Origin of the sequence: Pseudoalteromonas luteoviolacea, assembly GCF_021654285.1 — a bacterium.
Taxonomy (GTDB): domain Bacteria; phylum Pseudomonadota; class Gammaproteobacteria; order Enterobacterales; family Alteromonadaceae; genus Pseudoalteromonas; species Pseudoalteromonas luteoviolacea_J.
This window is the reverse complement of record NZ_JAKFZS010000007.1, coordinates 37,762-64,081: the sequence shown is the minus strand read 5'-3', so window position 1 is coordinate 64,081 and position 26,320 is coordinate 37,762. Positions and strand designations below refer to the sequence as shown.

Genomic DNA, 26,320 nt, shown 5'->3' with positions numbered 1-26,320 from the left:
CTATTTTTCTGATAACAGAAAACTTCTTTACTCCAATATTTAAATTTTTGCTTTATCTTTAGAAAGTGCGGTCTGCATACTGTCAATGACTGGCGGTAATTTCTCATTATATTTGGATCTGAAGTTTAACTGTCCTGAAGTATGCATCAAGCTCGGCTCATCTATACCATTTAGATTTTGAATTAGAGCATCCATCGCATTTACAACATTTTCATGACCATTCAAGTTAAATTGCAATTGAATCCCTTTATATTCTCCCCAGAATTGAGCATTACCTCGCCTAAAATCAAGCTCCGCATTCTCAGCATGACCATAGCGAGTTACAAATCGGACATAGGCATCTTGTAAGTCCTTCTGCATCATCCTATCTTGGTTTAACTTATGTTCTAAAGTTAAAGATTCAATGTGACTCTCTAACGTAATAAATGTAGTTAGTAATGACCCTGCTGTAGCAAAAACACCACCAACTATAGCCCCTAATAGTGCCGCTTTTATCTCATTGTTCATGTCAGTATCCTTCTAAATATTTTCGATATTCACATTTAACTTGCTGCTTAATTAACCTCGTATGTAATAAAACTAGACTCACTCAAACGTATTCCAACGCCCTATCTATTTAGGCATAAGCTCCAAGAATTTTGCTTTTTTAGATACTCCTTCGTTGAAGGCTCTGACTAAAAAAATAAATATCCAAACCTTACCGGTGCTTTTCTGATGGCCCTTGACCAATATGGATCTTTAAGTACCTAATTTAGTCTGTAATTTGCCAATGTTGAACCAAGGCCTACAACTATCATTATTACACCTTACCCTTAGTCCATCTCTATGAGATAATACCGTCTGGTCGTTTTCTTATTTACTAGATTTGCGCATTTTGCATCTAATAGCATTTTACGGCCATATACACACTTACAAGTTTTTTATACACACATTTATACACGCTGATGTGATGTTGTAAGCGTGATGAACAGATTGAGTAAAGCAGCATACTTTATATAAGCCAATGATTTTATGACAAATAATGACCAAATGAAGAATCAAAACAATAACGAAAACATCCCCACAATCTATTGGCACGATTACGAAACTTGGGGGGCTAGCCCTCAAAAAGACAGACCCAGTCAGTTTGCAGGTATCAGAACCGATTACGACTTAAACATCATTGGCGAGCCGCTTATTGAGTATTGCCAACCTGCACCAGATTATTTGCCGCATCCAGAAGCGTGTTTGATCACTGGTATTACACCGCAACACACACTGAAACACGGCTTGCCTGAAAGCGAATTTATGGCAAAAATTCACGCCGAGTTTAGTAAAGCAAATACCTGTGTTGCGGGTTACAACAGCATTCGCTTTGATGATGAAGTAACGCGCTACAGCCTTTACCGTAATTTTTATGACCCTTATGAGCGCGAGTGGCAAAATGGCAATAGCCGTTGGGATATTATTGACTTAGTCAGAGCTTGCTATGCACTGCGCCCAGAAGGCATTGAATGGCCATTGAAAGAAGATGGTTCACCAAGCTTTAGGCTTGAAGAGCTCACCGTTGCCAATGGTATTGAACACAGTGCAGCACACGATGCCTTGAGCGATGTCACTGCAACCATTGCGCTGGCTAAGCTGATCAAAGAAAAACAGCCAAAGCTTTATCAGTTTTTCTTTAACTTAAGAACCAAAAAGGCGCTCACTGACATTGTTGATGTGTTTAACATGCAGCCTTTAGTGCATACCTCATCACGCATTCCTGCAACACAAGGCTGCACGACTTGGATTGCGCCAATGAGCTTTCACCCGGTTAATAAAAATGCCGTGGTGTGCTTTAATCTTACGCATGACCCCAGCGTGTTAGTTGACTTATCTGTTGAAGAGCTGCGTGAGCGACTCTATACCAAACACGCCGAGCTGGAAGAAGGCATGTTGCCTGTTGGGCTTAAGCTTGTGCATTTAAACAAGTGTCCAATCATTGCCCCTGCAAAAACCTTACTGCCAGAAAATGCAGCAAGGCTAGGTATTGATAGAGAGCAATGTTTAGAGCATTTAAAGTTTTTAAAAGCACACCCAGAACTGCGTGATAAAGTCTCTCAAGTATTTGCTGAGCAAGGCGACTTCAGTGATACAACCAACCCTGACTACCAGCTTTACAATGGCTTTATCAGTAAAGCGGACAAAGCCAAACTGGCGATTGTTCGCAATGCCTCACCCGTTGAATTAGGCAGCTTAGCGCTCGAATTTGAAGATCCGAAATTCCATACTTTATTATTTAGATATCGTGCGAGAAACTGGCCTGAAAGCCTATCTCAGTCTGAATTAGACACATGGAGAAAATATTGCCAAGGCAAGTTGATGCACGGTGAGGACAACCCATCAATCAATGCGCAAGACTTTATGCTGACACTTGAAAACCTTGTTTACGAGCATGAAGGCAATGAGAAAAAAGTCACCATACTCAAAGCGCTTTATCACTACGCACAAAGCTTATAAAGAAAAAGAGGCTGTTAAAAAACAGCCTCTTTTACATTCATTTATAGGTGTGATTCATACACCGCGAGCGCCTGCTCTAAGTCTGCAATTAAGTCTTCAACATCTTCCAGACCGATATGCAAACGAATAATAGGTCCATGCTCCCAGCCTGTGGTTGTTCTTAACGCGGTCATTGAGCGATTCGCTGTCACTAAGCTCTCAAACCCACCCCAGGAAAAGCCCATTTTAAAGTGATGCAAACTATCTAAGAAGCGATTAATGGCTTTTTGATTCCCGTCTTTCATTACAAATGAAAACAAGCCATTACTGCCATCAAAGTCACGCATAAAGTGTTCATGACCAGGGTTTGAAGGCAATGCTGGATGGCGAACATGATCTACAAGTGGATGCTGCGCCACCCACTTTGCAACCTCGAGTGCGCTCTTCTCATGCTGCAGCAAACGCACTGGCATCGTGCGTAGGCCTCGTAGTGCAAGGTATGCATCATCTGCTGAGGTGCACTGACCTAACAAGTAAGAGTTTTCTCTAAGTACAGGCCAATATTCTTCATTGGCGACCGCAACACCCATCATCACATCAGAGTGGCCAACAATGTATTTAGTCGCAGCTTGAATACTGATATCAACACCATGGTCAAGTGGACGATAATGCCAGCCATTACCATATGTATTATCTAACATGGTCATTAAGCCATGAGCTTTGGCTTCTTTAACCAGTGCTGGGACATCTTGCACTTCCATGGTAATTGAACCCGGTGATTCTAAAAACAGCACCTTGGTATTATCTTGAATAAGCGCTTTAATACCCGCACCAATCATAGGATCGTAATAGGTTGTGGTGATCCCAAGGCCAGCTAAAATCTTGTCACATAAGTCACGAGTTGGTTCATAAGCAGTGTCTACCATCAATAGGTGATCACCGGCTTTTAAAAATGACAGTAAGCTTTGACTAATGGCCGCCGCACCACTTGGATACAAAGCGCACCCTGCACCATTTTCTAATTCAGTAATGGCATCTTGCAGAGCATAATGGGTGTTTGTGCCTCGGCGACCATAAAACAAAGTGCGATTGCCGCGCTCTTTAATCGCTTCATGCATATCCGCAACAGAATCAAAAACCACAGTCGATGCACGTTGCACAACCGGATTCACGGTTCCTTGAGTATATTGAGATTTTCGGCCTGCACTGGCTAATCTGGTATTTTTTTTCATTCGTTACTCTTTTTCTGGAAGTTGACGCCAATGTTCAACTAAAAAACGTGATATTGAGTCAGGTCTAGTCAATTTAAAACCGGGCGCTTCATCGCCCCATTGACCAAAAGTATCAAGGTCGGCTCTTGAGAACCAATGTGCTTGCTCTAGTTCATCCTGCTCAACAAAAATATCTGTGGTCTTGGCAGTTGCGATGAAACCCAGCATCAATGACGATGGGAAAGGCCATGGCTGAGATGCCAAATATTGTACATCGTCTACAATAACACCCGCCTCTTCTTCTACTTCTCTGGCGACGGCTTGCTCTAATGTCTCACCTGGATCAACAAACCCTGCAAGCGTTGAATATACCCCTTCTGGCCAAGCCTCTTGACGACCTAACAAGCAACGTTCTACACCATCTTTAAATCTATGCGTAACCAGCATGATCACAGCGGGGTCCGTTCTTGGGAATGTCATATGCTTGCACGCTTTGTTTGTACATAGCCTAGCGTGACCCGCTTCGACAGGAATATTTTTGTGACCACACCGGCCGCAATAGCAATGGGTTTTATGCCAATAACTTAACCCCCGAGCTAACACCCCAACAGAGCCACTCACGCGCTCAAGCTTAGGACCTACTTTTCTCATATCAGCAAAGCGATACTGCCCATCGCTATGGTCTTCTGTACAAACATCTAGTTGTTTGTGTAACTCGCTTAAATCAATGCTGGACACATCTAAAGCAAAATAGGAAAACTGCTCATCTTTACCTAAAAAAATAGCGTCTCGCCTATCAAGGTGTTCTATTTGTGACTGCTGAATAAAGGCCAACTCGGTTAGGTCGGCTGAGAATAGATTTTGATCATGATGAATGAGCAACCAACGGCTTTTCTCTCCATATTGAGTTAAAAGCCAGTTTTTATCTTTACGCTGAGCTGACGCTCTATCTAGCGTCATTTGTGTATAGTACAACAAGCACTTTGTCCTTTAATGTGGGTTACCTAATCAAAGCAGAAGCCCATTCTTGATTAAGTGACTGAGTCCTGCGCTACAAAAAAGCATATTAAGTGCAGCCAAGCAGTCATTATTTAATCAAAGAAAACACGACTATTAATGTACAAAAACTAATTTTAGTTTCTATGCTGTCACGCTAACAATAGTCACGTTGTTTGCCAAGTATTTAGGCAAAAAAAAAGCCCTTTCGGGCTTTAAACTACAGTGTGAATTCACACTACAGAGAGGCAAGATGTGCTTGAAGCTTTTGGTTCTCAGCTTCGATGTGTTTGTAAAACTCAATATTGTCTAGCTTACTGGCCGCAGCTTCGTCAATCACAATAACTGCATCACGGTGCAATTGCAGTGCTGATGCAGGGCAAGACGCCGTTAGTGGGCCTTCAACTGTTGCTTTAATTGCTTCAGCTTTATTTTCGCCAGTCGCTAATAACACAACTTTTTTAGCATCTAAGATTGTACCTATTCCCATCGTAATCGATAGATGCGGTTGGTACTCATCTGGACCAAAGAAACGTGCATTATCATCAATCGTTTCTTTGGTTAGAGTTTTAACACGCGTTCTTGAGGTCAAACCTGAAGACGGCTCATTAAAACCAATGTGTCCGTTACGACCAATACCTAGCAATTGAACATCGATGCCACCAGCAGCAGCGATATGCGCTTCGTACTCTTGGCATGCTTCAACTGGGTTTTTAGCATTACCAGGTGGTACATGAGTATGGTCTTTGTTGATATCAACATGATTGAACAATTGCTCATTCATGAAGAAGCGGTAACTTTGTGGGTGTGTGCCCTCTAAACCTAAATATTCATCTAGGTTAAACGTAATCGCATCTTTAAAGCTGATATCGCCTTGCTTGTTCTTCTCGATAAGGTTTTGATACAAAGCAACAGGTGTCGATCCTGTTGCTAAACCCAACACCGACTCTGCTTTGCGATTTAATTGTTTTTCAAATATATCTGCACCATAAGCAGCGACTTCAGCAGCATTTTTTAAAATTACTATTTGCATGATATTAAAGCTCGTTGTTGAGTTTGAAATAAGAAAAATGGGATCTGAGCCCTGCTTCGCGTGCAATCAAAACAAGGTCAGATCTAAACCTAATTGGGATACACTGTATTAGGTTATTACCATTATGACAACGCTGTCATTATTATCAGAAAAAAAGCCTTTGTAAAGTAAAAGTGAAGAAAAATTTGTATTTTTTTTGAGCCAATAAAAAAACGGCCATCAAAAGATGGCCGTTTTTCTTAATATTTTACGTGTTAAACGCTGACAAATATTTTGCGTTTATACATCCAGTGTAAAACCAGTAATTGCACAAGTAGCAGCGCGATAACAGCAAACAGAGGCTGCCAATCAGGCCCTACCGCATTGATAAAGCCACCAAACACACTCTTACTGACAAATTCCCAATTTACCAAGCTCGATGCTAAATAAATAATGATCGAGTTAGCCCCGATGATCACAAATGGATACGCAAACCTTTGACCGTTCAAAATATCCACCAAGGCGAAAAATACTGCGAGTAAAATCGCACTCCAACCGACAGTTACAAGCACGAAAGAGCTTGTCCATAACTCTTTGTTCACTGGGAACTGTAAATGCCACAACCAACCAAGAGCAACACTCAATGCACCTGCACCAAATAACCATCCAGCTGTTTTCCACTGCCCAAGCTTATCTGCACGTGCAATCAACTGCCCTGCAAACACTCCGGCAATCGCATTCACAATGGCTGGCACACTCGACAGTATCCCTTCAGGATCTACCGGTCTATTTTGATAAGTAATACCAGGTAGTAAGTTTTGATCAAACCAAGCATTCCAACTATGCGTACCTGGTGCGGCTAATTGACCAGCACTGCCACCTGGGACTGGGATAAAGTTCAGTAGTACCCAATACCCAACTAAAATACCACCAGCGACAATACCCGTCGTTCTGAGGCTTGTATGCCACACCAACATGGCACAGAAGAACCACGCGATGGCAATCCGACCTAGTACACTAGAATATCTAATTTCATCAAGCGCTAAAGGAATGCCTGTACCCCAGCCGTGGTTGTACATAATGCCCAAGCCACACAGTAAAAACAAACGCTTCACTGCTTTTTGATAATAAGGCTTGCGCTCACTTAGAGGTAAATGGTCAATGCGCTTTGGGCTCAAGCCCATGGCAACACCAGATAGAAATATAAATAGAGGAAATATTAGGTCGTAAAATGTAAACCCATGCCAAGGACTATGCACAGTATGTGCTTCAAATAGTTTCCAGCCTTGCCACCCAGTCAACACAAACAGTGCCGCGAAAATAGATTGACCGCCTAGGATCCAAAACATGTCCATGCCACGCAGTGCATCCAATGAAGCCAATCGTTGTTTTTTATTCGTCATCAATACCTTTCCTGTAAAAACAAAAAATCCCCGCTAAACTGCAGCGGGGTTTTTTACCCAGGGAACTTTAAATTTCTTTTCCGCCAATGAAGTTACTCAGAACTTCTTGACTGTTGTTTAATACTACAAAGTCTGCATCAGCCCCTTCTAAAAGGTGGCCTTTGTCAGATAACCCTAAGTATTGAGCAGGATATAGTGAGGCCATTCTAAGAGCCTCAGTCAATGTCACATCAAGAGTGTTAACTGTATTCCTAACAGCGCTTGCCATATCAAGTACACTGCCCGCCAACTCACCCGTTGTTGAATTCAATCTATCACCCGTTCTAATGACCTTACGACCATCAAAAAAGTCGAATTCCATATCATTAGTGCCAACAGGTGGCATTGCATCCGTCACCAACATGATTTTACCACGTTGCTTTGAGCGAATAGCAAGCTTTGCAGATGCGGGATGTACGTGATGACCGTCCACAATAAGACCACACCACGAATTATCTTCCCAAAGTGCAGCGCCAACAACCCCCGGCTCTCTTGATGTGTAAGCCGACATTGCATTGAATAAATGCGTAAAGCCATCAACACCAATTTCAAGTGCAGCCATGGTAGTTTCATAATCTGCATTTGAATGGCCGACACTCACTTTAACACCTAAGTCAATTAAGCGTTTTATGTCTGCAAGCGGTACCGTTTCCGGTGCCAATGTGACCATTTTTATACCAAGATCTTGTCTCGCGTAAATTGCAAATTCTTCTTCAGAAATTGGTCTGATGTATTGCTCGCTGTGAGTTCCTTTTTTTGGGTGCGACAAATGCGGCCCTTCAAAATGAATCCCCACAACTCCGGGCTCACCTTGTGCAATAGCTTGAGCTGTTGCATCTGCTGCACGTGCCATTACCTCAACTTTATCTGTGATAAGTGTAGGCATCAGCGCCGTCGAACCATACTTAGCATGCGCAGTAACAATGGTTCTCAAACATTCAACTGTTTGTTCTGCATTAAAAAAGCCACCACCGCCACCGTTTACTTGAACATCAATCAAGCCAGGAGCAACTAACCCTTCAAGAATTTCGGCTTTTTCTTCACAGCTTTCGGTCGCAAAGGAAATTTTTCCATCAACAACCAAAAACTCAACATTATTTTTTAATTTGTGCCCATCAAAAAATTGACTCGCCAAATATTTTTTCATTCTCATACCGCCTTTTCAGACTGCTGCTCGACACTTTGGATTGCAAAGAAAATTGCGCCCATCTCAGGAGGCTGTTTTGGAGATTCAACAATCTTTGCAATTTCAGGGTCTAGCCACTTACGTAATGGTTCAGATAATCCACCGATCATAGATAGTCGTGGTGGGTTATTTTCCATCAATCTATGCGCCAATTTGCTAATGTAGTCAGCACCATCTCGAACAATACTCAATGCAACTTCATCGTTATCTTCAGCTGCAGCAAGCACAAACCTTGCTAATTGTGCGTAACTACTCGACGGTTTACCGGCCATTTGCTCGGCAATACCCATAGCTGTTGTGGTATTAAAGTGCTGTTTAAGTGTGTCACTTAATGAGGTTGTTGGACCAAGCTTATCGATAGAAAGCAATGCAGATTTAACAGCTTCAAGCCCCATCCACGCGCCACTGCCCATGTCACCTTGTGCAAAACCATGACCACCATAATTCACGGAGACACCATCAACCATTGCAAAGCCACAGGAGCCTGTACCTGTAATAATTACAGCCCCATCCCCACCTTCATGAGCGCCAATACAAGCAGTATGAAGATCGGTTGTTAAAAACATCTGCTTAAATGGGTGATCCCAGCGCATTATTTTTTCATGCAGTGCGGGCAAATTAACACCTGCTAGGCCAAGGCCTGCATAGAGATTATGAACTGCTTCAATTCTTAGTCCTGCATCCTGCAGTGCCAGTTGAGTCGATACCATTATCGATTCAATGGTTCTTTCAAAACCATGAAGAGGATTAGCAGGCCCACCAAGACCAGTTCCCAAAACGCCGTTTTTAATTGAGTAGATGGTGGCTCGGCATTTTGTACCGCCTCCATCAATACCTATATACAACTGGTCTTGTTCAACCTGTTTAGCCATCATTAAGCGACCCCTAAAAAATAAGATATGAACGCGAATTTATCCGCGACACAGTATTCAGTCATGTTGATTTGATGTTACACAATAAATGACAGCGTTGTCATTAAGTTTTTTATTATTTTTTCTCAGTTTGAGAAATTTTAATATTGCACACTTTGAACTAATTGTCAGGAAAAATTCAAAAAACAGCCATATTCAGATACAAAAAAACGGCCTAAAAAAGACCGTTTTTATTTTTAAAATCAGCTAGTTATTTAACACCTAACTCTCTTAGGCGTTCTTGCAAATATGAGTCTGCAGTATAACGCTCTGATAGTACAACCTCTGGTTTAGGGTGTAAAAACAGCGGTAATGAAATTCGAGATTTATCACTCGCTTTACCCGTGGGGTTGATCACTCGGTGAATTGTAGATGGGAAGTAACCACCTGATGCTTCTTGCAACATATCACCAATGTTGATGATCAATGAACCAAAATCACATGGTACATCTAACCAGCTGCCGTCACCTCTTTGAACTTGTAAACCAGGTTCATTTGAAGCTGGTAATACCGTCAATAGGTTAATGTCACCATGTGCTGCCGCACGAATTGCGCCAGGCTCTTCGTCTCCAGTCATTGGTGGGTAGTGTAAAACGCGTAATAGCGTTTGATCTGAGTCTTTGATCATATCTTTAAGATCGATCGAAAACTTAGCACGTACATCTTCAGGCGCTTCCGCTTGAACCCAGCTTAATAGCTCAGCTGCAAACTCGTTTGCAAGGCGGTAGTATTCTCTGATTTCAGCTTCAAGCTGAGCAGGAACGCGACCTTTTGGATAAACGTGAAAATATTCCTTAATATCTTTTACAGTAAAGCCTTTAGCGACTTCTGAAACTTCCGGTGGGAAATAGCCGTCTTGAGTGTCCTTGTCAAATAGGAAGTCGTGCTTTTCTTCTGTGTAGAAGAACTCTTGCCAGTTTTTATATATAGACTCTACAAGCTCTTTCGGAATTGGGTGGTTTTTAAGTACACCAAAACCTGTGTTACGAAGAGACTCAACAAATTCTTTTGCTGCTGTAGATGACTTATAGTCAACTGTAGGTAGCTGTTGCATAATGGTTCCACCAATTTTTTTGCGTGACTTCAATTCAAAACATTAATCATAAGAATTATTTATAATTAATACTCGAACAAAGATATAATATCTTTGCCCGCGAGCTTAGTGAAATAAAGCCTCCCACATAAGGACTTATGTCCTCATTGATAGTGATAATTCTCTTAGCTTGATTCAGATCAACCTGAATTTATTGGAATTTCAATCTGCCACTCCAACCCCCTCCCCTGCTCACTGAGGTGATAAGTACCATTAAGGGCACTGTCAATTAAATTGGCTGTAACGGACGCACTTAACCCAACATGGCCACTATTGCCACGCTTGGTGGTAATGAAAGGCTTGAGCAATTCATCAATCGTGATACCTTGCAGCCCATTGCCATGATCATAATACAAAAAGCAAATGTGCTGACCCTTTATTGATACTTCGATGGTAAGTGCCTTGCCTTCAACTAAGTCTGCATGCGCCAAAGAATTATCTAATAGACTATCAAATACACTCAATAAAATGTCTTTATCAGCAACAAAGTTCATCTCTACTGCACTTATCTCGAGCATAACGCCTTTTTTTGACCAAGCACTTTTTAAATCGTTTAAAAAAGAAATGGTATTTAACGGTTCAGGTGAAGTAGGCCTTTCAATTTGCGCAATATCTTTGAGTACTTTTACGAATTTTGCTACGCGCTGAAGATTACGTTCGCACAAAGCAACGCCTTGCTTTGACTCCTCTAATCCATCTTTGAGCTGATCAGCACTGAGCGTTTGGTTATCAAATGACTCAATTAACTGAGTCAATACGCCATCGAAGTGCGTCGATGCCGTGATTGCGGCACCTAAAGGTGTATTTATTTCGTGGGCAATGCCCACCACCATTTGATTCATCACTTGAGATAGCTGTTGTCTTATAGCTAACTTATTGGCTTCTATTAACTTAAGCTGGGTATTTACTCTCGCAAGTACCTCAGCAGGTTTAAATGGTTTAGTGATGTAGTCAACTCCGCCAACTTCCAACGCTTCAACAATCTGATCTGTTTCTCGCTCTGCGCTGACAAAAATAACTGGGATATGAGTTGTACCTGATGATTTCTTGAGCAATTTACATAATTCCAATCCATCCATATTCGGCATATTAATGTCAGAAATAATTAATTCTGGTAAATGTGCTTGAGCAATCGTCACTGCTACTTCACCACTAATGGCGGCATACACTTTGTGACCTTCATTACGTAATATCAATTGAAGTATTTGTAAGTTTTCAGCAATGTCATCAACAATGAGAATATCTGCCATCTTCGCCACCTTCTTGATTTAACTTGTTCCCTCAGCCAAAGTACCGCGCTTGTTAATTACGAGAGCACGACTATGGTTAATATTAGTCAAGTTTCGGAAAGTAAGTTATGTCAATAAAAACAATGTTCCATTCGTTTTTCGTACTACTCCCCGCTCTTCTTATTATCAGCCTCGTAGTGATGTCTAATTGGGAAAACGAAATGGGATCTCATGAGCAGCATATTGAGCAGCTCAATGAGCAATTTGAAGTGTTGAATCAACTCAACATGATGAACCTTTCCTTATTTTTTAACATCAATCGCTACCTTAATAGCACATCAAGCGAACAAACATCGATATCAATTAAACAACAGCTCATTAGCTCAAAAGTATCATTAGGAGCGCTACAATCAAAAACAGCGAATTACCCGGAACAAAGTGACTTAACATCAGCATTCAATGCCTATGTCGTCATGCAGTCTGTATATGAAGCGCTCGACTCAAAAAAAGCTAGCGCCCAAAACACCGCGTTGCTTGAAGTCCACCAACAAACAACAAGGGCCATAAACACAGCTCTAAAGTCGACTAAAAATCAGCTACAAAATGCCAAACAACAACTGCACGACGGTAGTAGTAGCCTTTTATTTTATCTTTGGGTGAGCTTAATCTCCTTATTGCTATTCGCACTTTTCATTTTTTATTACTTAAACAAGCGCTTAATAACGCCCTTTACATTACTTCATCGCGTATTTTGTATAGACAAAAATTACAACGGTCGCAGTATCTCCTTACCAGCAGAGCTTAGCGGTGAAGTAGCAGATATTGTGCAAGCGGTTTCCAAAACCTACCAAAAGCTGGATGAACGTGCTGATACGGCAAAAATAAGACATGTATTCAGCGAAGATATTCGCCATTGCAATTCTCCCAGTCAAATGAGAACCGTTGCGGCAAACTTTCTAGCGGAGCATTTTCACAGCCCCAGTGTAGCCATATATCGGTATGAAGATGAACACTTTATTCAGCAGTCCTTAGTGGGGTTTGCTGCATATTTTGACGAGCAATCAATTCAAGTAAAAAAGCTTGTCTCAGACCAAAGTTCGCAAGCTTTTATCAGTGATGGACAAAACGCAGTATTGCACAAAGACGGCTTAACACTTGAAGTGCACACTATTTTATATATCCCTTTGGTCATCAACGAAGAACTTTCAGGCGCCGTCGTTATTACATTCACAAGTCCGCCAAAAGAGGTGCAAAATCACTGTTTAAAACTTTTATGTGAAGACTTAAGTATTCAGTTACGACTCAGTGAGAACAGCCAAAAGCAAGTAGAGGCAGAAAATGCACTGGCAGCCCATTTAGAATTAACCCTTCATATTATTAACGCCATTCCTAATCCTACTTATTATCGAGATAAAAAAGGGATTTTTATGGGGGTTAACAGAGCTTTTCTAGCTTTTATTGATAAGTTTGAAGTCGAAGTCACAGACTCTCATTTAAATGATGTTTTTGACCAGCAAACTGCGACTTATCTAGATGCCAAATCACAGCGGACGATTGAAGAAAAAGACGCACACTCCTTTGCGCTTGCAATGGAAAACAGTCTTAACGAACCCAGAGAATTAGTAGTGTATGAGGCACCATTTTTCGACAGTGCGGGTGAAGTTGGCGGTGTTGTTGGCACCTTTTTAGATGTCACTGAGCGCAATGAATTAGAGCGACAAATGCTCACTGCGAAAGAAGAAGCTGACAAAAATGCGCAAATTAAAGGCGAGTTTTTAGCGAATATGAGCCATGAGATCCGCTCCCCAATGAACGCCATTATTGGTATGGCGCATTTAGCGATCAATTCAGATCTAAATCCGAAGCAACTCGGCTATGTTACAAAAATCGATTATGCGGCAAAACAATTACTTAAGCTAATAAATGACATTTTAGATTTTTCTAAGATTGAGGCTGGCAAAGTCGAAATCGAGCATATTCCATATGAATTGGATAAAGTTCTCGATAATGTCACCACCATAGTTGGTCTTAAAGCACAAGAAAAGCAGCTCGACCTAGTATTTAATGTGCCAACAGACATGCCTAACAACTTTATTGGCGATCCACTTAGGCTCTCACAAATTCTCATTAATTTGGCTGGAAATGCAGTTAAATTTACCGAAACAGGCGGTGTGACCTTAACGATTACTCTTTTAAATATGCAATCAGATCAAGTGAAATTAACTTTTTCAGTGAAAGATACTGGGATTGGTATGAGTGCAGAGCAACAAACTAAGCTCTTTCAATCCTTTTCTCAGGCCGACACATCCACCACACGCAAATATGGCGGTACAGGACTCGGGCTAACGATTTCTCAACAATTAGTGAAGCTACTGGGCGGAGAGATTTTCGTCGAGAGTGAACTTGGTTGTGGCTCACAGTTTTATTTTACCTTACCAATGGAGATCAACAATTATGCCTCAAAATCTGTTGAAAAGTCGCATACCTTCAGTGGTAAAAAAGCCAGTGTTATTGATGATAATGAAGATGCACGAGATATATTAGAAACCATGCTCGAATCGCTAGGGTTTGAAGTGACGTTATATGAGAGCGGTAAACATTTTATAGACAAGTTAAGTCCTTCGACCAGTCGCTACGACATTATGTTCGTGGACTGGCATATGCCCAACATCAATGGCATAGATACCATTGAGTACTTAAAACAAAGCGGCTTACAAAATTACTTTGTATTAGTGACCGCTCATGGCCATGAGGTTGGCTTTAAAGAGGCGCATCAAAGCATGATAGATAGCATGCTGTTCAAGCCTTTTAACCCTTCAAGTCTGCTTGACTGTTTACAGGAGTGCTTTGGCGCGAACACAGTAAGCCAAGCAACGAAAAAGCCTATTGATAATCAACAAGCGCTTAAAGACTTAAAAATACTGGTTGCTGAAGATCAGCCTGTGAATCAAGAAATTGCGGTAGAGATTTTAAGCTTTCATGGTGCACAGGTCAGCGTCGCGTGTAATGGAGAAATGGCACTCAAAGCAGTACAAGATAATCAATTTGATATCGTGCTTATGGATATGCAAATGCCAGTTATGGACGGCGTAGAGGCAACAAAAGCAATCCGCCAATCAATCCCTCATACCCACCTTCCTATTTTAGCAATGACAGCAAATGCAATGGGCCCGGATATTCAATTGTGCCTAGAGGCAGGTATGAATGGCCATGTCGCTAAACCGATTGATGTGGACGGCCTTATTAACTCAATTCTTGAAGCACTTGCCCTGCAAACATCAAACACACCAGAGATTGAGGTTGAAGATATACCAGAATATTCTGAAAAAGACATAGATATTGTTTTAACCGGTATCAATATTAAAGAAGGCGTAGAGAGAGCTGCAAATAACGAAGCCATTTATTTTAAGCTTTTAAACAAATTTATTTCACAGCAAGTCGAAGAAGTCATCAACTTACAGCAGTCAATTAGCATGGGGAATAAGGAGCTTGCATTGGACATACTCCATGCCATGAAGGGGGCTGGAGCAAACCTGTCCATGGAATACTTCTCAGAAATAGCAGCTGATATAGAAGAGCAAGTTAAATCCGAGAATATCGACTTAGCACGGCTCGAAACACTGGCAAACTATATCAGTGATACAAAAAATAAAGCCGCCTTACTGCTTCAACAAAGTCACAACAAGAATACGCCAACACAATCATTTTCAATCGGTGAATTTGCTCAGGCATTAAAAGAGTATGACTCAAAAGCGACGGATATGGTTGAACAACTTGAAGCCAACGATGCACTAGATGAGAAAACAGTTAAAGAACTCAAAGTGATGATATCTAGGTTTGAATTCTCAGAGGCATATAACCTACTGCAAAATACGGTGGGTGAGTTAGAGAGCGAATAAAACATCATGCAGCTTATTTTGACTACATGATGTCTTACACCAAAGAGCTTATAAGCCTAGCTCTGCCATAAAGTCATCATCAGCAGCATCTTCTTGTGGCTCAGCTGGTTTTGCTGCCTTCGCTTTTGCAGATGAAGAACTCTGGTTTGCAATAATATCGTCCGGGTCTACCGCTTCTGCAATATCAAAATCATGGAGCTTAATAAACTCAGTCTTATCCATTGCTAGCTCAAGATAGAATATATTCTGCCCTTGCGTCGTGAATGTCACTCGTCTTGCTTGTGGTCTGTCCATGGTTGTATCAACCGAGATTTGCACCTGCTTATTAATTGCCATCATTTTCGGCTGGTTTTGCGTAATTGAGGTATGTAATTGCTCTCTTACTTTACCTGTAAAATCACCAACAATTTGGTTCATCAATTCACCCATGACGTTTGATACATCGTCAGATAGGTGGCTTTGTGCAATTTCACTCTCCGGCATGCCCATGTTGCGCATGTAATCTTGGTAGATTTCCATCGCTGCCTGAGCTGTGAAGTTAGTCACAACAAGCCCTGTAAACCCGCCATCGAACAACACAAAACAGCCGATATCCGGTCGCATGCAGGTACGCGTGATCTTTTGAACCATCGCCGAATATGAAATTTGGTTTCCACTCGCTGATGAAAGCACTTCAGTCACTGAGTGACACAAGGTTGATAGGATATCTTCTGTACTGACAACTTTATTTTTCGCCATTTTTTATCTCATTTTTTACTTCTTATGACTAATAGTAGCCAAGCTACTCAATTTATCACTGACTATCCAGTATAAAATGCTAAAATAGCGAGATTATTTTTGTATGAGAGTAGTATTGTGACTGGCAAAGACAGTATTTATGCCGCAGAGCAAGAAGTAAAAGACTTTACATTTGACGCAAATGTCGTCGAAGTGTTCCCAGACATGATCCAAAGGTCAGTTCCCGGATACGCCACAATGGTCAGTACGATGGGTAAACTTGCAGGTCAGTTTGCGCAAAGTAATTCAAATTTGTATGACTTAGGGTGCTCTTTGGGCGCTGTGACGCTCAGTATGCGTCGTAACATCGACAAAGAAAACTGCCAGATAATCGCCATTGATAACTCTGCGCCTATGGTTGAACGCTGTAAATTACACCTAAAAGGCTTTAAATCCGAAGTGCCTGTTAATGTTCAACTGGGTGACATTAATGACATCCAAATTGAAAATGCCAGTGTGGTTGCAATGAACTTCACGCTGCAGTTCATCCCGCAAGATCAAAGACAAGCTGTACTTGAAAAAATCTATGCAGGCTTAAAACCCGGTGGTGTTTTGCTTTTATCAGAAAAGATCAAAGGCGAAAACGATATCAAAGATAACTTGTTGATTGACCTGCACCATGATTTCAAACGCCAAAATGGCTATTCAGAATTAGAGATAAGCCAAAAAAGAACCGCAATTGAAAACATCATGCGCACTGATGCCCTTAGCACTCATAGAGAAAGGCTGAGCAATGTCGGTTTTTCAAACACGCAAGTGTGGTATCAGTGCTTTAACTTTTGCTCTATGGTCGCAATAAAATAACGAGGATATTATGAATACTTGGTTTAATGACTTTTACGCAGCCATTGCTAAAAACCAGCTCAGTCATTGGTTAGATACTTTGCCTACCCAGTTAACACACTGGCAAAAAGAAGCACAACATGGTGATTGGCCAAAGTGGGAAAAGGTCCTTAAAAACTTGCCTGAGTCAACGACAACACACATCAACACCGCTGATCGAGTCGAATTTGGCTTAAGCGATGAGTTTTCAGAAGGCCATACAAAGCAGCTTACCCATTTATTAAAGCGTATGATGCCATGGCGAAAAGGCCCCTTCCATATCCATGGTATTCACATTGACACTGAATGGCGAAGTGATTGGAAATGGGACAGACTACTGCCACACATTAGCGACCTGCACGGTAGAACCGTTTTAGATATTGGCTGTGGCTCTGGTTACCACTTGTGGCGTATGAAAGGCGCTGGTGCTGACTTTGTCGTTGGTATTGACCCATCGGATCTGTTTTTAAGTCAATTCCAAGCGATTAAACACTTTAATCCAGACCCAAATGTGCATTTACTGCCATTAGGCGTAGAGCAGTTACCTGAGCTTAAAGCATTTGATACAGTATTTTCTATGGGTGTGCTTTATCACAGACGCTCACCGATAGACTTTTTAAGCCAATTGCGTGCACAACTGCGTAAAGGTGGCGAGCTTGTGCTTGAAACCTTAGTGATCGAAGGCGATGTAAATACTGTGCTAGTACCGACTGATCGCTATGCAAAAATGCGTAATGTCTGGTATATCCCCAGCTGTGATGCACTCAAGCTGTGGTTAGAGCGCGTTGGCTTTAAGAACGTTCGTGTTGTCAACAAAGACACCACTTCATTAGATGAACAGCGTAAGACTGAGTGGATGGAAACTGAGTCACTTGCAGATTTCTTAGACCCACTAGACCCAAGCAAAACGATTGAGGGTTACCCTGCTCCATTGCGCGCTATATTCATAGCTGAAGCATAATCTGCTAAGTTATCGAGATTAAAAAGCCGCTCAATTGAGCGGCTTTTTTATTTATCCAGCAGGATAAATGTAGCTTGATTGTAGACCTAGTGGAATACTCAAACCCCAATAAGCCAACAAGAAGATACTCCAACCTATTAAGAAGGCGATTGAGTATGGGATCATCAGTGCTATCAAAGTACCGATACCCGTGTTCTTCACATACTTTTGACAATAAACCACAACAAGTGGGAAATATGGCATAAGCGGTGTGATAATATTCGAACTTGAGTCACCAACACGATAAGCGGCTTGCGTCAAATCAGGTGATAGACCAAGTTGCATCAGCATTGGAACAAAGATAGGACCTAGCAACGCCCACTTAGCAGAGCTGGAACCAACAAATAAGTTCACAAACGCAGTTAGGAAAATAATACCTACCACCGTCACTGAACTTGGTAATGCGAGCGCTTTAAGTACCTCTGCACCTTCAATCGCCAGCAATGCACCCAAATTAGATTGGCTGAATGCACTGATAAATAGCGCACAGAAGAATGCCATTACAATATAGTAAGCCATGCTGCCCATTGACTTACTCATGGCATCAATCATGTCTTTAGATGATTTAAAAGTACCAACCAAGAAGCCATACACTGCACCAGGTACCCAAAACAGTAAGAAAATAAGCGGTACAATAGATTGCATAAGCGGCGCTGTAAATTCAGTCAGCGAGCCGTTTGGACTGCGTAGAGCCGAGTCTTCACCACTTGCTGCGTAAACCAATAACGCAATACCTGATAGCATCACGCCAGATGCAGCTAAAAATGCACGTTTTTCTTTTGCGTTCACTTCATCAAAAGAAGGTAAGCTGTTTGTGTCACCATCGATCTCTGTATTTTTAAGACGAGGCTCGATAATTTTATCCGTGATGTACCAACCAAGAAGAATAATGAACAAGCTAGAAGCTGAGGTGAAGAACCAGTTATTCAGCGGGTTAATTGCAATCTCAGGATCGATAATATGCGCTGCGCTTTGTGTAAAGCTTTGCAGTAACGGGTCGATACCTGATGGGATGAAGTTAGCACTAAATCCACCACTTACACCTGCAAACGCTGCTGCAATACCTGCAAGAGGATGACGGCCCATGGCATAGAAAATTACACCAGCCAATGGAATAACCAATACATACCCTGCATCAGTTGCTGTGTGGCTCACAATCGCAATTAAAATGATTGAAGGTGTCAATAAAGCTTGAGGTGTGCGCTTCAACATTAATTTCAAGCCAGTGTTAATGTAACCAGAGTGCTCAGCAACACCAACACCTAACATCGCAACTAATACAACACCTAGAGGTGCAAATCCTGTGAACGTCTTAACCATATTGGCTAAGAAACTGGCGAGTGAATCACCGCTTAGTAGATTATGAACAACGATAGCTTCACCAGTACGCGGGTCTATCGCATCAAAAGTCGTGCTTGAAAAAATCCAAGAAAGGAACCATATCAGCAGCATCGCTGACAAGAAAATAATAGCAGGATCAGGGAGTTTATTCCCCACACGTTCGATCCCGTTAAGAAAACGTGCAACTGCCCCACTCGGCGCTGCCGCTTCTGGTGATTGACTCATAATTATTCCCAAACAGTAAAATTATCTAACCTTAACTTAACAAAGCGAATGAAAGCAATAAAACGTCCCTGAATTACCAACTGGTTGATTACTTTACAGGCAAAAAATACAAATTTAATACCATCAGCACAAAATTTAGCAGGTACTACTATACTCATCTAACGTCAGTGCAATCACCTAAATTTGATGTTTAGCATCGAGATGGAAGAACTATGATAGAAATAGACAATGTTGTTCTTAATGATGTAGAAAAAGGTTTTTCCCTTCCGCCGAAACCAGAATTACTTACTCACTTACATGAACTTCTACAATCAAGCGAGCCAGAACTTGGCCAAATTGCAGATCTTATTGCCACAGACGTGGCGACTTCTGCGGCCGTATTAAAAGTGATTAACTCCTCATCATATGGTTTTTCACGGACAATCACTGATATCCGTCAAGCAGTAATGTTTCTCGGATTAAACAGTGTGACTCATCTTGTTACAGGCTTTTTGCTAAAACAAGCATTTGATCAATCTCGTTGCTGTATAAGCTTGGAAAGGTTTTGGGACACTGCAAACGAGATATCTGAAGTCGCGATGATCATTGGCCGCAAAATTCCAGTTAAAATCCCATTGGAAAGTCTGCATATGCTCGGGCTCTTTCATGATGCAGGCATTCCTGCTATGGCATTAAAATTTGATGATTATGCCAATGTACTTTCTTGCGCTAATAGCAACTATGATATGTTACTGGTAGAACAAGAAGAAGCTATATATAGTACCAATCACGCAACCATTGGGTATTTTCTTGCCAATAGCTGGAATCTGCCCAAGCCCATCTGCAAGCTCATACTTAGACACCATGATATGGAGTTTTTTAAAGAAAACCACGATATAGAACACGTATGCACTATGGCAACCCTAAAAATGGCAGAACATTTGGTACAAGTAAATAAACGTTTTGTATCAGTGCCCGACTGGGCCTATATAAAAACAGATGTGCTTCATGTTTTAGAATTAGATGAAGACGCATATCAAGACATAAAAGATGACGTGGAAGAAATATTCAATTAATTGCCAACGACTTTGGCATGCTGCGTGCTAATTTTTGACACATACATGCCAAAGCCCAAACCAAAAACCGCCTGTTTTATCCCCCAACAGCCAAACTTTAAATAAATGTAAATGAAAGTGCATTTAACTCTATGATTATGAGTTTAAAACGATTAGAATAGCGAGTTCCAAATTTAACTACAAGACAGGTGTTTTTTTCAGCATCGGTTATATCTCCGACGGCTGATAAAAGGAAAAAGCGTGCAGTATTCAGACCTAAAAATTGCAATAGTCGACGATAACAGCGACAACATTAGATTTTTAGAAGCTTTGCTAAACAAGCAAGGCGTGTCTCATGTTCGATCTTACCGCTCTGGTAGTGCTTTTGAGCGTTCGGCTAAGCAAAATACTTATGATATTGTTTTTTTAGATAACCAAGTTGATACCATAAAAAACCTTTATGATCTTGTCAGCGAGCTCGTGTACAACGAAACATTGCCACCCATGACCAGGCTTGTGTATATGGCAAAAAGGCAAAGTGCATTTGATTACGCTTGTGAGTATCCGTTTCACAGTAACCAACTGCTGGAAGTACCTTATACTCCACAAGACCTCGCGACCATTCTGAAAGAACATACGCTTCAAGTTAAAGAGTTTAAACTAGCTTACCAATTCATTAGGGCAAAAAAATTCAAAAATGCCTTATTAAAACTCAAAGAGTTACGTAATCAAGAGTATCCAAACTATTTAAAAAAGTCGCGTAATCAACTACTTGTCAACTTACTACTTAAACTTGGGCACTATTCATTAGCAAAGAAACTGCTTTTACCTTTGGCTGAGCGCAACATCCAATGGGCTAAATGGTCACTGTTCCATGTCAACTATGAGCTAAAAGATTTTGAAGCCTGTAAAAGCTTTTTATCAGAGCCTCAAACACGGCAAGATTACCCTGTGCGTGTTTTTTATTGGCAAATATACATCGCATTTCAGACAGACAACCGAGATCTTGCGACAGCTCAAGTGCTTGCATTTCCTATTGAAGATATGTCACTGAGCATGTTCCGGCTAAGCCTGATGGTTTTGCATGTTTGCAAAGAGCATGACGCCATAGATAATTTAATTAGACGCAAAGAGCGTGCTTACAGTGAAGATCCTGCTCTGTCTACTTTACTATCTGCCTTATCGATTAAAATTCGTTTCTTAGAAACATTAGACAATAAAGAGGCGATTGACCCTAAAGTACTTAAATCAATTCAAACTGATTTGAAAACTGCCATTACACGACATGCATCAAACATGCAAAAATACTGCTCTGATGAATTTAATTTGCTGTTGATCATGATGATGTTACTAGAGAGCAAAGAGGCTGATGCCAGCGCAAAGCTTTTGCAACTTAGCCATAGTGTGTTAGATGATCCAAGTGCAGCGACGCTTGTTGCTTACTTATTCTTCCTCGTTAAGGATATGGAACACGCCAGAGAAATGCTATTTAACGCCCATAGAGCACTTGGCAAGCAACATAGGAATAGCCACTATGTGTTAGCGGGATTAATGCACAGAGAAGTATTTGCTAAAATTTACCAAGAGGAATCAGAGCAACAGGAGGCTTATATGCAATTTGCCTCTCGGCTGTTTGATTCTGGTGAATATAAAGACACCATAAAAATGTGTAGTAAAGCGCTCAGAAGTGGCATTAATGACCAAGCGCTGAATGACTTATTATTGCGTTCAAGCCGTGAAGCAGGTTTAAAAGAGCAAGACTACATTCATTATTTACAGCAATCAAAACTAAGGCAAACAGTTGTAAGCTAACAACTAGTAAAGCCTATTTTCTCATTAACACCCTGTTACAAAAGCTTTTTACATTTTACTTGCCTATAAATTCATCAGGTAAATTGTGCACTCAGTCGTAAAATACTTGCGAGGGTTCTGCTAGCCTGCCTAGACTATTTTTGAAAAAAATAATCATAAGAAGAAAATATGTTCAATAAAACACTCCTAGCTTCAGCTTTCATTTTTTCTACTAGCAACGCGTTCGCAAACACCCTGATACTCAAAGCGGACGCAGCACTTGATGTGAAATCGGGACAGCTCATCACCCCTGCAACTATTGTCGTTGAGGATAAAGCCATTATTTCAGTCTCTCAGCATACTCCTAAAGATACCGTCAGTTCAGATGCCAAAGTCATTAATTTAAAAGGCCATACATTGGTGCCAGGATTATTTGATATGCACGTTCACCTTACAGGTGATGCATCCGTGCATGGTTATGAAAGGCTGCGACGAACTGTTCCTCGCTCGGCAATTACAGGAGCTATAAACGCAAAGCGTACGCTAGAAGCAGGTTTTACATCAGTTAGAAACTTAGGCGCGTCTGGCTATGCAGATCTTGCTATCCGTGATGCCATTTATGATGGAGATATCCCTGGACCTCGGGTTTTTGCATCAGGACCTGCAATAGGTATTACCGGTGGGCATTGTGATATTAATGCATTTACTCATGAGCACAAAGTTGTCTCAGAAGGTGTCGCAGATGGGCCATGGGCAGTTCGACATAAAGTACGTGAAAATGTGAAATATGGTGTTGATGTTATCAAGTTCTGCGCAACTGGTGGTGTTATGTCAACAGGTACCAAAGTAGGCGCTCAGCAATACTCGTTTGAAGAAATGGAAGCGCTTGTGAATGAAGTGCATATGCGAGGGCTGACAGTCGCAGCACATGCTCATGGTACGAATGGGATCAAATCGGCGATCCGAGCAGGCGTTGACTCTGTAGAGCATGTCAGTTTTTTAGATGATGAGGCAATACAGCTTGCACTAAAACATGGTACTTACTTCTCTATGGATATATACACAACTGAGTACATATTGGGAGAAGGTGCAAAAGCAGGTATACCAGAAGAGAGCCTGCAGAAAGAGCGTAAAGTTGGCTCAATTCAGCGCGATAGTTTTACTAAAGCAGTCAAAGCAGGCGTTAATATGGTTTTTGGTTCCGATGGCGGTATTTACCCACACGGAAATAACGCTAAGCAATTTAGCCGAATGGTCCAATTTGGCATGACCGAGTTGCAAGCATTACAAGCCGCTACCATAAACTCGGCAACTCTACTTAAATTACAAGAACATCTTGGTTCTTTAGAGCCCGGTAAACTTGCGGATATTGTGGCCGTCCCAGGTAACCCACTCAATGATATCCAAGTAATGGAAAATGTCACTTTAGTCATAAAAGATGGCAAAGTTGAAGTGGATAAACGCTTGTTAAAATAAGTATTGAACCTTTAGGAACTTAGGATAGATATCAGAAGTATCTATCCGCCCTAACCGCTTTATTAATCCCCAATGGGGCCTCTAATTCTAAAACCTAGCGCTAATTTTCGTTCACTGTAAAGATGATGTTTGCTGCGTCCCATTAATGGAGGTCCAGTGAGATCCTTTCCTGACAAAATAGTGACATAGTAACTTGAAGACTTACGAATAACTGAAAATTGATTTCTTTTTGCCGAAAAGCCATTTAATTGAATTCAAGCAACCATATCAGATATGACACTGCACGCTTAAAGTACAGTGTCGATAGCATAACCACAGCAAACATTTACGCTTGCGTGAAGAGGTAAAATGATTTTTTAGGCTTCTGCATACAAATAAATATCTGAAAGTTGTAAGCCATAAAATACAACAGGCACAAGAATAATACTTGCGATAATAAATGATAGCGTGAGTGGTTTCTGACCTTTGCTTTTAACAAACTTCAAGCCAAAAGTGACCGCCAACAGTAAAGGGAGTAAATAGTGTACTTTGATTAACGGTACTAATACAAACAGTCGAGTTACTTCAACTGGATTAGGCAAATCATAAGCTTGGATCACCAGAGGGGCCCCGATTAAGGTTCCAAGGGCCAATGTTGTGACATAAAGAAGTATTAAGAACCACCAAGGCGTGGTTTCAATAAATTTGATCATATTTCTGCTTGTTCAACCGTAAATTAACGCAACATCACAGGTTTCTCACAGCACAAGTGCTGAGTTACCCACTAAGGGTGCTAATTTTATTTCATATCCAACGTATGTAAACAGTTAAATCAAAACAAGTTGAATTTCCCTGTAAATTTATCTAAGACAAATTCAACTGCATGCTTATAAATCTCTACTGATTAAAAAAATATAACCAATAAAATCAACAATATAAAAATTATTTATATAAACCGCCATTACGATAAAAAACTGCCCGTCGATCTTTTGTAAGTTCAATAACAGGCAGTTAATCACTATGAGCCCCCTACTTAGCAAGTAAAATCGTATCTAACCTAAAACCTGCTTTTTTGTCGTTTACCTTCAATACAATTTCTTCTCTACCATCAAGATTAATATCATGGCTATAAATATCTGTTGAAGATGCTGGCAAAGCGCGCTTTATGCGCTTTGCTCTGCGCGATAATCCTCTTTTAGCATCACCAAAATAAACTTTAAGTTCATTGGTATCAGCTCTAATTAATAGATCTGTTAAGCCGTCACCGTTGAAATCTTTAAAAATAATGCCTTTGCCTGCACCGCTGCTTGATTCATTCATATTCATTGCGATTTCAAAGCTTTTCTTTGCCGCCGCTTTTTTTGCAAATTGGTTGTCGTTTTTTCCTTTAAAGATACTAATTGAGCTATCGAGCATCACTTCTTTATTGTCCATCGCAGCACTGGCGATTGAAAGAATATCCATAAAACCAATATCAAAAGAGATCACTGCCAAATCATCTAGCCCGTCGCCATCGAAGTCGCTGATATTAGCGATGCCGCTCGTTTCTTCCAACGTAAGCTCAATGTCAGGGCTATCTTTAAAAACCAACCCGCTGCTTGTCTGCTGTGAAAAAAAGACCCGATGAATACTTTCACTGTCCAAGTCCTTTTCTTTGCCAGTATCCTCTGACAGGCTTTCTATCGTATGGATGTCAGGATAGCCATCATTATTAAAGTCGCTTAGTTTCTCGATACGCTGTTTGCCGCTCTCATCGAACGTAACGAGTATTTGCCCTTTAGCGCTAGGACCATGGTCTGTCGATGTAAAATACTGAACCCTTTTTTGCTCATAGAACATCAAGTCATCGATACCATCCCCATTCACATCAGCCAATATTGGAAATTGAGGCAATGTGTGACTGATGGTCAAATTTTTCTCGGTAGAATGCGTCACTGTTTTGGCACGCAAAGGCAGTGATGTTTGGGAAAATTTGCCTGATTTCTGCTGGATATAAACATACTGCTTTTCAATGCCCGGTAAATAAAAATCAGTCAATCCATCACCATTCGCATCTAGCGTAAATGCTTGATGTTGAAATTGCGAAAAAGCCTCAGCTTTAAATACAGAGTCAATATTTATAAGCTTACGTGCTTCAGTGTCATTAACGTGAAAAATGCCCTGCTCAGTTAACACAAATGCTTGCGCCCCTTGATGGCTTTTAAGTTTGCCAAGACTATAGATAATCGGCTTTTCGGGTAGCGCTAATAAAGTGACTTGTTGAGTCTTAAGGTCTATTTTTTGTAAAAAAGCAGAGTCACCATTACCAGCGACAAAGGCAGAATCTGTGTCTGATATAATAAGTCTGTCATCGGCTTTATGTTGTAAATCAATTGAGTCGCCTGCGTAAGTTAAGCTGCTAAATACAGCTAAAGTGAGTAATTTTTTCATATTATA

20 protein-coding genes are annotated in these 26,320 nt (G+C 41.0%); 7 read left to right on the top strand and 13 right to left on the bottom strand.

Annotated features, from left to right (window positions below; genetic code table 11):
* Positions 1–39: 39 nt before the first annotated feature.
* Positions 40–507: a hypothetical protein gene (locus tag L1077_RS07900; protein WP_237136343.1), complete on the bottom strand. Its 468-nt coding sequence runs from the start codon at positions 505–507 to the stop codon at positions 40–42.
* A 504-nt stretch (positions 508–1,011) separates the two neighbouring features.
* On the opposite strand from L1077_RS07900, the gene sbcB reads away from it, so the two are divergent.
* On the top strand, positions 1,012–2,481 hold the full coding sequence (gene sbcB, locus L1077_RS07895) for an exodeoxyribonuclease I (protein ID WP_237136342.1): 1,470 nt from the start codon (positions 1,012–1,014) through the stop codon (positions 2,479–2,481).
* Positions 2,482–2,522: 41 nt separating this feature from the next.
* Here the strand turns inward: sbcB and L1077_RS07890 are convergent, their stop codons facing one another.
* The 8 genes from L1077_RS07890 to L1077_RS07855 all read right to left on the bottom strand — a co-directional run bounded on the left by L1077_RS07890 (position 2,523) and on the right by L1077_RS07855 (position 11,561).
* Complete coding sequence (locus tag L1077_RS07890) at positions 2,523–3,692, bottom strand: cystathionine beta-lyase (RefSeq protein WP_237136341.1); 1,170 nt, start codon at positions 3,690–3,692, stop codon at positions 2,523–2,525.
* Positions 3,693–3,695: 3 nt separating this feature from the next.
* Positions 3,696–4,649, bottom strand: coding sequence for an NAD(+) diphosphatase (gene nudC, locus L1077_RS07885; RefSeq protein WP_237136340.1), 954 nt, complete (start codon positions 4,647–4,649; stop codon positions 3,696–3,698).
* Positions 4,650–4,905: 256 nt separating this feature from the next.
* Positions 4,906–5,700, bottom strand: a complete 795-nt coding sequence (gene nagB, locus L1077_RS07880) for a glucosamine-6-phosphate deaminase (RefSeq protein ID WP_237136339.1) — start codon at positions 5,698–5,700, stop codon at positions 4,906–4,908.
* 254 nt (positions 5,701–5,954) lie between these two features.
* Positions 5,955–7,082, bottom strand: coding sequence for a transmembrane glucosamine N-acetyltransferase NagX (gene nagX / locus L1077_RS07875; RefSeq protein ID WP_211035817.1), 1,128 nt, complete (start codon positions 7,080–7,082; stop codon positions 5,955–5,957).
* 67 nt (positions 7,083–7,149) lie between these two features.
* On the bottom strand, positions 7,150–8,274 hold the full coding sequence (nagA, locus tag L1077_RS07870; protein WP_237136338.1) for an N-acetylglucosamine-6-phosphate deacetylase: 1,125 nt from the start codon (positions 8,272–8,274) through the stop codon (positions 7,150–7,152).
* Positions 8,271–9,182 carry an N-acetylglucosamine kinase gene (gene nagK, locus L1077_RS07865; RefSeq protein WP_237136337.1) on the bottom strand — a complete coding sequence of 304 codons (912 nt, stop codon included), beginning with the start codon at positions 9,180–9,182 and terminating at the stop codon, positions 8,271–8,273. Before nagK ends, nagA begins: the two co-directional genes overlap by 4 nt.
* 247 nt (positions 9,183–9,429) lie before the next feature.
* Positions 9,430–10,272: an isopenicillin N synthase family dioxygenase gene (locus L1077_RS07860; protein ID WP_039609055.1), complete on the bottom strand. Its 843-nt coding sequence runs from the start codon at positions 10,270–10,272 to the stop codon at positions 9,430–9,432.
* Positions 10,273–10,451: 179 nt separating this feature from the next.
* Positions 10,452–11,561, bottom strand: a complete 1,110-nt coding sequence (locus tag L1077_RS07855) for an ATP-binding response regulator (protein ID WP_237136336.1) — start codon at positions 11,559–11,561, stop codon at positions 10,452–10,454.
* Positions 11,562–11,668: 107 nt separating this feature from the next.
* Between L1077_RS07855 and L1077_RS07850 the strand changes: the two genes are divergently transcribed.
* Positions 11,669–15,439, top strand: a complete 3,771-nt coding sequence (locus L1077_RS07850) for a PAS domain-containing hybrid sensor histidine kinase/response regulator (protein WP_237136335.1) — start codon at positions 11,669–11,671, stop codon at positions 15,437–15,439.
* A 48-nt stretch (positions 15,440–15,487) separates the two neighbouring features.
* Here the strand turns inward: L1077_RS07850 and L1077_RS07845 are convergent, their stop codons facing one another.
* On the bottom strand, positions 15,488–16,177 hold the full coding sequence (locus L1077_RS07845) for a DUF3334 family protein (RefSeq protein WP_237136334.1): 690 nt from the start codon (positions 16,175–16,177) through the stop codon (positions 15,488–15,490).
* Between the two features lie 117 nt (positions 16,178–16,294).
* Between L1077_RS07845 and cmoA the strand changes: the two genes are divergently transcribed.
* Both cmoA and cmoB read left to right on the top strand, forming a co-directional pair.
* A complete protein-coding gene (cmoA, locus tag L1077_RS07840) occupies positions 16,295–17,020 on the top strand; it encodes a carboxy-S-adenosyl-L-methionine synthase CmoA (protein ID WP_063363119.1) in 726 nt (241 codons plus the stop codon).
* 10 nt (positions 17,021–17,030) lie between these two features.
* Positions 17,031–17,999 (top strand): tRNA 5-methoxyuridine(34)/uridine 5-oxyacetic acid(34) synthase CmoB, encoded by a 969-nt coding sequence (cmoB, locus tag L1077_RS07835; RefSeq protein WP_237136333.1) that lies wholly within the window; start codon positions 17,031–17,033, stop codon positions 17,997–17,999.
* 51 nt (positions 18,000–18,050) lie between these two features.
* Here cmoB and L1077_RS07830 read toward each other — a convergent pair whose 3' ends face one another.
* The gene (locus tag L1077_RS07830; protein ID WP_063363117.1) at positions 18,051–19,604 is read right to left on the bottom strand and encodes an AbgT family transporter; all 1,554 of its coding nucleotides are present in this window, start codon (positions 19,602–19,604) and stop codon (positions 18,051–18,053) included.
* 212 nt (positions 19,605–19,816) lie between these two features.
* Here L1077_RS07830 and L1077_RS07825 point away from each other — a divergent pair, with 212 nt between their 5' ends.
* From L1077_RS07825 to L1077_RS07815, 3 genes are all read left to right on the top strand, one after another.
* Positions 19,817–20,659 (top strand): HDOD domain-containing protein, encoded by an 843-nt coding sequence (locus L1077_RS07825; protein ID WP_237136332.1) that lies wholly within the window; start codon positions 19,817–19,819, stop codon positions 20,657–20,659.
* Between the two features lie 240 nt (positions 20,660–20,899).
* Positions 20,900–22,450 (top strand): response regulator, encoded by a 1,551-nt coding sequence (locus L1077_RS07820; RefSeq protein ID WP_237136331.1) that lies wholly within the window; start codon positions 20,900–20,902, stop codon positions 22,448–22,450.
* A gap of 168 nt (positions 22,451–22,618) precedes the next feature.
* Positions 22,619–23,905, top strand: coding sequence for a Xaa-Pro dipeptidase (locus L1077_RS07815; RefSeq protein ID WP_237136330.1), 1,287 nt, complete (start codon positions 22,619–22,621; stop codon positions 23,903–23,905).
* A gap of 356 nt (positions 23,906–24,261) precedes the next feature.
* Here L1077_RS07815 and L1077_RS07810 read toward each other — a convergent pair whose 3' ends face one another.
* Positions 24,262–24,597 carry a hypothetical protein gene (locus L1077_RS07810; protein ID WP_237136329.1) on the bottom strand — a complete coding sequence of 112 codons (336 nt, stop codon included), beginning with the start codon at positions 24,595–24,597 and terminating at the stop codon, positions 24,262–24,264.
* Positions 24,598–24,913: 316 nt separating this feature from the next.
* Positions 24,914–26,314: an FG-GAP repeat domain-containing protein gene (locus L1077_RS07805; protein WP_237136328.1), complete on the bottom strand. Its 1,401-nt coding sequence runs from the start codon at positions 26,312–26,314 to the stop codon at positions 24,914–24,916.
* Positions 26,315–26,320: the final 6 nt, after the last annotated feature.

What these genes read in the sequence shown, in the direction of transcription:
- L1077_RS07845 (WP_237136334.1), bottom strand. Translation starts at nt 16,177, where the DNA reads ATGGCGAAAAATAAAGTTGTCAGTACAGAAGATATCCTATCAACCTTG.
- L1077_RS07810 (WP_237136329.1), bottom strand. Translation starts at nt 24,597, where the DNA reads ATGATCAAATTTATTGAAACCACGCCTTGGTGGTTCTTAATACTTCTT.
- L1077_RS07815 (WP_237136330.1), top strand. Translation starts at nt 22,619, where the DNA reads ATGTTCAATAAAACACTCCTAGCTTCAGCTTTCATTTTTTCTACTAGC.
- nagB (WP_237136339.1), bottom strand. Translation starts at nt 5,700, where the DNA reads ATGCAAATAGTAATTTTAAAAAATGCTGCTGAAGTCGCTGCTTATGGT.
- cmoB (WP_237136333.1), top strand. Translation starts at nt 17,031, where the DNA reads ATGAATACTTGGTTTAATGACTTTTACGCAGCCATTGCTAAAAACCAG.
- L1077_RS07855 (WP_237136336.1), bottom strand. Translation starts at nt 11,561, where the DNA reads ATGGCAGATATTCTCATTGTTGATGACATTGCTGAAAACTTACAAATA.
- L1077_RS07805 (WP_237136328.1), bottom strand. Translation starts at nt 26,314, where the DNA reads ATGAAAAAATTACTCACTTTAGCTGTATTTAGCAGCTTAACTTACGCA.
- L1077_RS07830 (WP_063363117.1), bottom strand. Translation starts at nt 19,604, where the DNA reads ATGAGTCAATCACCAGAAGCGGCAGCGCCGAGTGGGGCAGTTGCACGT.
- L1077_RS07890 (WP_237136341.1), bottom strand. Translation starts at nt 3,692, where the DNA reads ATGAAAAAAAATACCAGATTAGCCAGTGCAGGCCGAAAATCTCAATAT.
- sbcB (WP_237136342.1), top strand. Translation starts at nt 1,012, where the DNA reads ATGACAAATAATGACCAAATGAAGAATCAAAACAATAACGAAAACATC.
- nagK (WP_237136337.1), bottom strand. Translation starts at nt 9,182, where the DNA reads ATGATGGCTAAACAGGTTGAACAAGACCAGTTGTATATAGGTATTGAT.
- L1077_RS07850 (WP_237136335.1), top strand. Translation starts at nt 11,669, where the DNA reads ATGTCAATAAAAACAATGTTCCATTCGTTTTTCGTACTACTCCCCGCT.
- L1077_RS07825 (WP_237136332.1), top strand. Translation starts at nt 19,817, where the DNA reads ATGATAGAAATAGACAATGTTGTTCTTAATGATGTAGAAAAAGGTTTT.
- nagX (WP_211035817.1), bottom strand. Translation starts at nt 7,082, where the DNA reads ATGACGAATAAAAAACAACGATTGGCTTCATTGGATGCACTGCGTGGC.
- nagA (WP_237136338.1), bottom strand. Translation starts at nt 8,274, where the DNA reads ATGAGAATGAAAAAATATTTGGCGAGTCAATTTTTTGATGGGCACAAA.
- L1077_RS07860 (WP_039609055.1), bottom strand. Translation starts at nt 10,272, where the DNA reads ATGCAACAGCTACCTACAGTTGACTATAAGTCATCTACAGCAGCAAAA.
- L1077_RS07900 (WP_237136343.1), bottom strand. Translation starts at nt 507, where the DNA reads ATGAACAATGAGATAAAAGCGGCACTATTAGGGGCTATAGTTGGTGGT.